The sequence below is a fragment of the Maribacter ulvicola genome, from assembly GCF_900155985.1.
Lineage (GTDB): Bacteria > Bacteroidota > Bacteroidia > Flavobacteriales > Flavobacteriaceae > Maribacter > Maribacter ulvicola.
Genome location: NZ_FTMA01000001.1, coordinates 2,002,908 through 2,009,350, shown reverse-complemented (window position 1 = coordinate 2,009,350; position 6,443 = coordinate 2,002,908). Strand labels below are relative to the sequence as shown.

The 6,443-nt window shown below is 34.1% G+C and carries 7 protein-coding genes; 5 read left to right on the top strand and 2 right to left on the bottom strand.

The annotated features are described in order from the left end of the window. Positions 1 to 424: 424 nt before the first annotated feature. From thrS to rplT, 4 genes are all read left to right on the top strand, one after another. The gene (thrS, locus tag BW936_RS08645; protein ID WP_076547914.1) at positions 425 to 2,371 is read left to right on the top strand and encodes a threonine--tRNA ligase; all 1,947 of its coding nucleotides are present in this window, start codon (positions 425 to 427) and stop codon (positions 2,369 to 2,371) included. A gap of 24 nt (positions 2,372 to 2,395) precedes the next feature. Further along, on the top strand, positions 2,396 to 2,953 hold the full coding sequence (gene infC, locus BW936_RS08640) for a translation initiation factor IF-3 (protein ID WP_084135105.1): 558 nt from the start codon (positions 2,396 to 2,398) through the stop codon (positions 2,951 to 2,953). 116 nt (positions 2,954 to 3,069) lie between these two features. Beyond that, the gene (rpmI, locus tag BW936_RS08635; protein ID WP_027064530.1) at positions 3,070 to 3,267 is read left to right on the top strand and encodes a 50S ribosomal protein L35; all 198 of its coding nucleotides are present in this window, start codon (positions 3,070 to 3,072) and stop codon (positions 3,265 to 3,267) included. A 97-nt stretch (positions 3,268 to 3,364) separates the two neighbouring features. Further along, complete coding sequence (rplT, locus tag BW936_RS08630) at positions 3,365 to 3,709, top strand: 50S ribosomal protein L20 (protein ID WP_027064529.1); 345 nt, start codon at positions 3,365 to 3,367, stop codon at positions 3,707 to 3,709. 325 nt (positions 3,710 to 4,034) lie between these two features. Here rplT and BW936_RS08625 read toward each other — a convergent pair whose 3' ends face one another. After that, positions 4,035 to 4,457, bottom strand: a complete 423-nt coding sequence (locus BW936_RS08625) for a secondary thiamine-phosphate synthase enzyme YjbQ (protein WP_076547913.1) — start codon at positions 4,455 to 4,457, stop codon at positions 4,035 to 4,037. 93 nt (positions 4,458 to 4,550) lie between these two features. Between BW936_RS08625 and BW936_RS08620 the strand changes: the two genes are divergently transcribed. After that, the gene (locus BW936_RS08620) at positions 4,551 to 5,354 is read left to right on the top strand and encodes an HAD family hydrolase (RefSeq protein ID WP_076547912.1); all 804 of its coding nucleotides are present in this window, start codon (positions 4,551 to 4,553) and stop codon (positions 5,352 to 5,354) included. A gap of 17 nt (positions 5,355 to 5,371) precedes the next feature. On the opposite strand, the gene BW936_RS08615 is transcribed toward BW936_RS08620, so the two are convergent. Beyond that, on the bottom strand, positions 5,372 to 6,328 hold the full coding sequence (locus BW936_RS08615; protein ID WP_076547911.1) for a helix-turn-helix transcriptional regulator: 957 nt from the start codon (positions 6,326 to 6,328) through the stop codon (positions 5,372 to 5,374). Positions 6,329 to 6,443: the final 115 nt, after the last annotated feature.

The window sequence follows — 6,443 nt, the reverse complement described above, 5'->3', positions numbered from 1 at the left end:
TCCTCGTTTGCGGGGTGCAAATGTACACACTATTCTTAATACCACAAGCCTTTTTTGAAGAAAATAATGAAAGATTTTTTGACCCCGGACTAACTACATGGTTTACCGATGGTTACACCTGAAATAAAATGTGGTAAAAATGGAAGAATTGTAATGAGCACTATATATAACCGCTCTACTCACTATAACAATAGCTTGTTCTACCTATTGTCAAACAGAAAAAGAAGTGCTAAAAATTAAATGTCACCTACAATTTCATCATAATATAGGATACCATCAACATAACATTGCGGTGTTATTACATATACCCCCTATTTCAATACCCAACAAATAATAACTATATGTATACTTTACATTATAGTATCATACTATTGTGGACGTGAATAGTTCATATTATCTTTGACACCCTATAACATGTACACCAATGATTAAAATTACACTCCCCGACGGATCTGTCAAGGAATTTGAAAAAGACACAACCCCAATGCAGGTTGCAAAAAGCATAAGCGAAGGATTAGCACGTAATGTTATTTCTGCAAAATTCAATGATACCGTTGTAGAAACTACCACACCACTAGATACTGACGGAAGCTTAACTTTATATACATGGAACGATAAAGAAGGGAAAACTGCTTTTTGGCATTCCACCTCACATATAGTAGCTCAAGCAATAGAAGAATTATACCCTGGAGTAAAACTAACTATTGGTCCGGCAATTGATAATGGATTCTATTATGACGTTGAACTTCCTACTGGCTCTATTTCTGACAAAGACTTTCCCACAATCGAAAAGAAAGCTATAGAAATTGCCAGAGGTAAACATGACTATAAAATGAGGGCTGTTTCAAAAGCAGAAGCGCTTTCTTTCTACAAGGATCAAGGTAATGAATATAAAGTTGAGTTAATAGAAAACCTTGAAGACGGAACTATTACATTTTGTGACCATGATACTTTTACAGATTTATGTAGGGGTGGCCACATACCAAACACTGGTATTGTAAAAGCCATTAAAATATTAAGTGTTGCAGGTGCGTATTGGAGAGGAAATGAAAACAATCCCCAATTAACACGTATATATGGTATATCATTTCCAAAACAAAAAGAGCTTACAGAATACTTAACTCTTTTAGAGGAAGCAAAAAAACGTGACCACAGAAAACTCGGGAAGGAACTAGAGCTATTTACGTTTTCTCAAAAGGTAGGGCAAGGCTTACCATTATGGTTACCTAAAGGCGCTGCATTACGGGAAAGACTTGAACAATTCCTAAAAAAAGCACAAAAGAAAGCTGGTTATGAAATGGTAGCTACACCACATATTGGTCAAAAGGAACTCTATGTTACCTCTGGGCATTATGAAAAATATGGAGCAGATAGTTTTCAACCTATACATACACCAAAGGAAGATGAGGAGTTTTTATTAAAACCCATGAACTGTCCCCATCACTGCGAAATTTACAACTCTAAACCATTTAGCTATAAAGAACTTCCTAAAAGATTTGCAGAGTTTGGTACTGTATATAGATATGAACAAAGTGGAGAGTTACACGGCTTAACCAGGGTTAGAGGATTTACTCAAGATGATGCACATATTTTCTGTACACCAGATCAATTAGATGAAGAATTCAAAGAAGTAATAGATCTTTCTTTATATGTACTTGGATCTTTAGGTTTTGATGATTTCACAGCTCAAGTATCTGTACGAGATTTAGATACTCCTGAAAAATATATTGGATCAGTAGAAAACTGGGAAAAAGCAGAGCAAGCAATTATTAATGCCGCTAAAGAAAAAGGACTTAATTACATAATAGAGAGTGGCGAAGCTGCTTTTTACGGCCCAAAGTTAGACTTCATGGTAAAAGACGCCTTGGGAAGACAATGGCAATTGGGCACCATTCAGGTAGATTACAACCTACCGGAAAGATTCGAGTTAACTTATAAAGGTAGTGACAATGAGCTTCATAGACCAGTGATGATACATAGAGCTCCTTTTGGAAGTATGGAACGTTTTATAGCATTATTGATAGAACATACGGGTGGTAATTTCCCATTATGGCTAACCCCTGAGCAAGCCATTATTCTTCCTGTTAGCGAAAAACATGAAAAATATGCTGAAAAAGTTTTAAAATCCCTAGAAAATAACGAAATTCGCGCCCTTATCGATAGTAGAAACGAGACTATTGGCAAAAAAATACGCGAAGCAGAAATGAGTAAAATTCCATTTATGCTAATCGTAGGGGAAAATGATGAAGTTGCAAACACTATATCTGTGCGTAAGCATGGAGGTGAAGACTTAGGAGCTATAGACGTAACTATGTTCACAGACTTGGTCAACAAAGAAATAAATAGTACCTTAAAGACGTTTAAAGAATAAAAGTTTAATTAAAATTATTTAGTCATAGCAATACGTAAAAGATTTAGACCACAACCTAGAAGGGAAAATAAGAATCCCCATAATATCAATGAAAAGATAACAGCCCCAAAAGTTAGGTTGGTAGGTGACAATGTTGAAGTAGGTGTATATCCTTTTCCTCAGGCTCTTGAGAAAGCAGAAGAATTAGGTTTGGATTTGGTAGAGATATCTCCAAAGGCAGACCCTCCTGTTTGTAAAATAATGGAGTATAAAAAGTTTTTATACGAGCAGAAGAAAAGAGACAAGGCCATGAAAGCGAAAGCTTCTAAGGTTGTTGTTAAAGAAATAAGATTTGGTCCTAATACAGATGATCATGATTATGACTTTAAAAAGAAACACGCTGAAAAGTTCCTTAAAGAAGGGGCTAAATTAAAGGCGTACGTATTTTTCAAAGGTCGTTCTATTGTCTATAAAGATCAGGGTGAAATCTTATTATTGAAATTAGCTTCTGAATTAGAAGAATTAGGAAAGGTAGAACAAATGCCTAAGCTAGAAGGAAAGCGTATGACAATGTTCATTGCCCCTAAGACTAAAGGAAAATAACATAACATTTCGGCTTTGTATAACGACCGAATGTATTTATAAAATACTAAACGCTGCTTACCTTTGTGAGCAGCGTTTAGCATGCAAAGTGAGATTAATATATAAACTAGGAGAAAATGCCTAAACAAAAAACAAAATCCAGTGCTAAGAAGCGTTTTAAGCTTACAGGTACAGGTAAAATTAAAAGAAAGCACGCTTTTAAGAGTCACATTTTGACTAAAAAGTCTAAAAAGCGTAAGCTTAAGTTAACTCATGATGGTTTAGTTCATCAAGCAGATGTTAACAGTATTAAAGAACAATTACGTTTAAAGTAATTCACGTTCTTTTAAAGGTAAAATTATTAACCATGGAGTTAGGCCTTAAAAGTTCCTTTAAATTATAAGGGCGCCTACTACAAAAAATTAGAAAAAAATGCCAAGATCAGTAAATGCAGTAGCTTCAAGAGCCAGAAGAAAAAAGGTTATGAAGCAAGCCAAAGGTTACTTTGGAAGACGTAAAAACGTTTGGACAGTAGCCAAAAATGCGGTTGAAAAAGCAATGTTATATGCTTACAGAGACCGTAGAAACAAGAAAAGAACTTTCCGTTCATTATGGATTACCCGTATAAATGCAGGTGCCAGACAACACGGAATGTCCTATTCTCAATTTATGGGAAAAGTAAAAGCTAATAACATAGAACTTAACAGAAAAGTTCTTGCAGATTTAGCAATGAACCACCCAGATGCCTTTAAGGCAGTTGTAGATCAGGTAAAATAAATTAATAACAATCTCACTTTTTGAAAAATCCGATTCTTATGAATCGGATTTTTTAATTTCAGTACTTGTTTCTTTTAATACTTACTTACCTATCTAAGAATTCACCGCCAGTCTTATCATAACCAACAATACGAGAAAATTCTACTACTACACTAATTACCCCACTTATCTCAGCATCTTTTAGAAGTTTTACCACTTCAGCATTTATTAGTTTCTAATCATTTTCCGCAACAAAAATAATTGAAAGCCATTACCGTTGTACAGATATGATCGGTCATCAACATAGATTTCTTATTTATTCTATTTTCTTCAGTCTAATCAAGTTTTAATTTCCCCATAACGTTAATACTATACTTCTACCTGAAGCATAATTTCTATGCTCACACAAATAAATTCCCTGCCAAATACCCATATTCAATTTACCATTAGTAACAGGAATTTGAACTGAAGCTCCCATTAAAGAGGCCTTTATATGTGCGGGCATATCGTCTGAACCTTCATAATCATGTTTGTAATATGGAGCATTTTCAGGTACCATAATATTTATATGAGACTCAAAATCTTCTCTTACTGTAGGATCAGCATTTTCATTTATAGTTAAACTGGCCGATGTATGCTTTATAAACACCTGTAAAAATCCGGTTTCTATGGTTTTTATTTCTGGAATGTTAAGGAGTATCTTATTTGTTATGATATGAAATCCTCTGTTAAATGCGGACAATTGGAACTCCTTTTGAAATAACTTCATACTTTATATATTATAAAATAAAGGTAAAACTTTGAACATTACCCACCGTATTAAACTTCATTCAAATATCTTTGTCCCTAAATTAAAAAGCATATGGATTTATCAAAGATCAAAATGGTTGTAACCGATATGGACGGGACGCTTTTAAACTCCGATCACCAAGTCAGTGACCAATTCTTTGACCTATTTAAGGATTTAAAATCTAAAGGCATCACCTTTGTTGCTGCAAGTGGCAGACAATACAATAGCATCATTGATAAGCTAAATACTATTAAAGATGATATTATCGTTATTGCTGAGAATGGCGGATTTGCCATGAAACAACAAACTGAAATTTTAGTTACTCCACTAGACCAACAACATGTACAAGAAGTTTTAAAGACACTTGATGATATCCCAAACATACATCCTGTCATTTGTACTAAGCATAAAGCCTTCTTAACAAATAAATCAGAGGAGTTTGCTAGTAAATTAGAAGAATACTATACTGAGTTTGAAATTTTAGAAAACTTAGGTGACTTCAATTCTGAAGTTATTAAAATTGCTATTTATCATTTTGAAAGTTCAGAAGAACACATTTATCCGTTTGTAAAGCATTTTGAAGAACATCTGAAGGTGAAAGTATCTGGCGAAAATTGGCTAGATATCTCAAGTATGAATGCCAACAAAGGCTTTGCGTTAGATAAATTGATGAAAACCTACAATCTAGCATCAGATGAAGTTATGGTCTTTGGAGATTTCAATAACGATTTGGAAATGCTAGCATTATCAGATTTTGGATTTGCAATGGCAAATGCCCATCCTAACGTAAAAGAACTAGCTACATACAGCACTTTAAGTAATGATGAAAATGGTGTTGAACATATTTTAAAAATGCTCATTAAACAAAAGGCGTAATCACAAAGCTACACAATTTACTGAACTGCCGGCTTTAATTCACTTGGCACATAACCCATTGTTCTTTTAAATGCCGTGGTAAAATGTTGTGGATTAGCATAACCAACTTCATAAGCGGCATGAGCAATTGTAACACCGTCTTGGGTAATTAAACTTTTTGCGACTTCCATACGTAATGCCGTAATATATTTAAATACGGTAACGCCATATAGCTTCTTAAAGTCGCGTTTCAGTTTCGTTGCGTTGAATCCTGCTAAGTCTGCTAAATCTACAATTTTTAATGGCTCCTTTAAGTTGTTTCTTATATAATCTTCTACACGTACCAATGCCAGGTAATCTGAATTCAACAACTTTATATTACCCTTAGAGAGCTTAGATGTCTGTCTGCCCAATAGAAAATCGATCATTAAAACAGTTAATTTACTGTCTAAATAGGTCTTTCTAATTTCACCGTCATATGGACATTGTATAATCTCATTTATTTTACTTCGGATACTAGGTGGAATAAATTTACTTTTATCCCAGAGAACAAAAGAATTTGAATTCCTAATAGCGTTCTTTAGTTTTTCAAACGAATGTTCAAATTCAGTACCCAATAGATTTTTCAACAAGCTAGGCTTAACATAAATTTCAAATGATTTAGCATTACCCTTAAAAAAAATATCTCTCCCCTCTGTTGTTGGGTAATAGAACATATTACAGTGATTTTCTGGTATCTGAACCAGATACTTTATATGCCTAAGAGGTTGATAACAGTAGGTACCTTCTAAGGAAAAATGAAGCTTAATTAAATGCTCATCACTGGACACACAAATTTCTGAATCAAATTCATGAATTAAGTGGTTATTGGAGAAGTCAATTCCACGTATAAAAGAACTATTATCTTTTGTAGTCACCTCTACCTCATTGAACTGTACCGAGTTGTTCATAAACCCGTTTTTAAACAAATCGCTCACCCGTATTTCCTTCCTCATCAACTCGTTATTCATAAGCCTTTTCTACCGCAAATCATTACTTCCTTTCGCGTATGTTTAAATTCCTTTCTCGGTACTCCACTCCTCAATCTTGCTTTAGATTTGCAAAACTAAT

What these genes read in the sequence shown, in the direction of transcription:
- rplT (WP_027064529.1), top strand. Translation starts at nt 3,365, where the DNA reads ATGCCAAGATCAGTAAATGCAGTAGCTTCAAGAGCCAGAAGAAAAAAG.
- rpmI (WP_027064530.1), top strand. Translation starts at nt 3,070, where the DNA reads ATGCCTAAACAAAAAACAAAATCCAGTGCTAAGAAGCGTTTTAAGCTT.
- BW936_RS08625 (WP_076547913.1), bottom strand. Translation starts at nt 4,457, where the DNA reads ATGAAGTTATTTCAAAAGGAGTTCCAATTGTCCGCATTTAACAGAGGA.
- BW936_RS08615 (WP_076547911.1), bottom strand. Translation starts at nt 6,328, where the DNA reads ATGAGGAAGGAAATACGGGTGAGCGATTTGTTTAAAAACGGGTTTATG.
- thrS (WP_076547914.1), top strand. Translation starts at nt 425, where the DNA reads ATGATTAAAATTACACTCCCCGACGGATCTGTCAAGGAATTTGAAAAA.
- BW936_RS08620 (WP_076547912.1), top strand. Translation starts at nt 4,551, where the DNA reads ATGGATTTATCAAAGATCAAAATGGTTGTAACCGATATGGACGGGACG.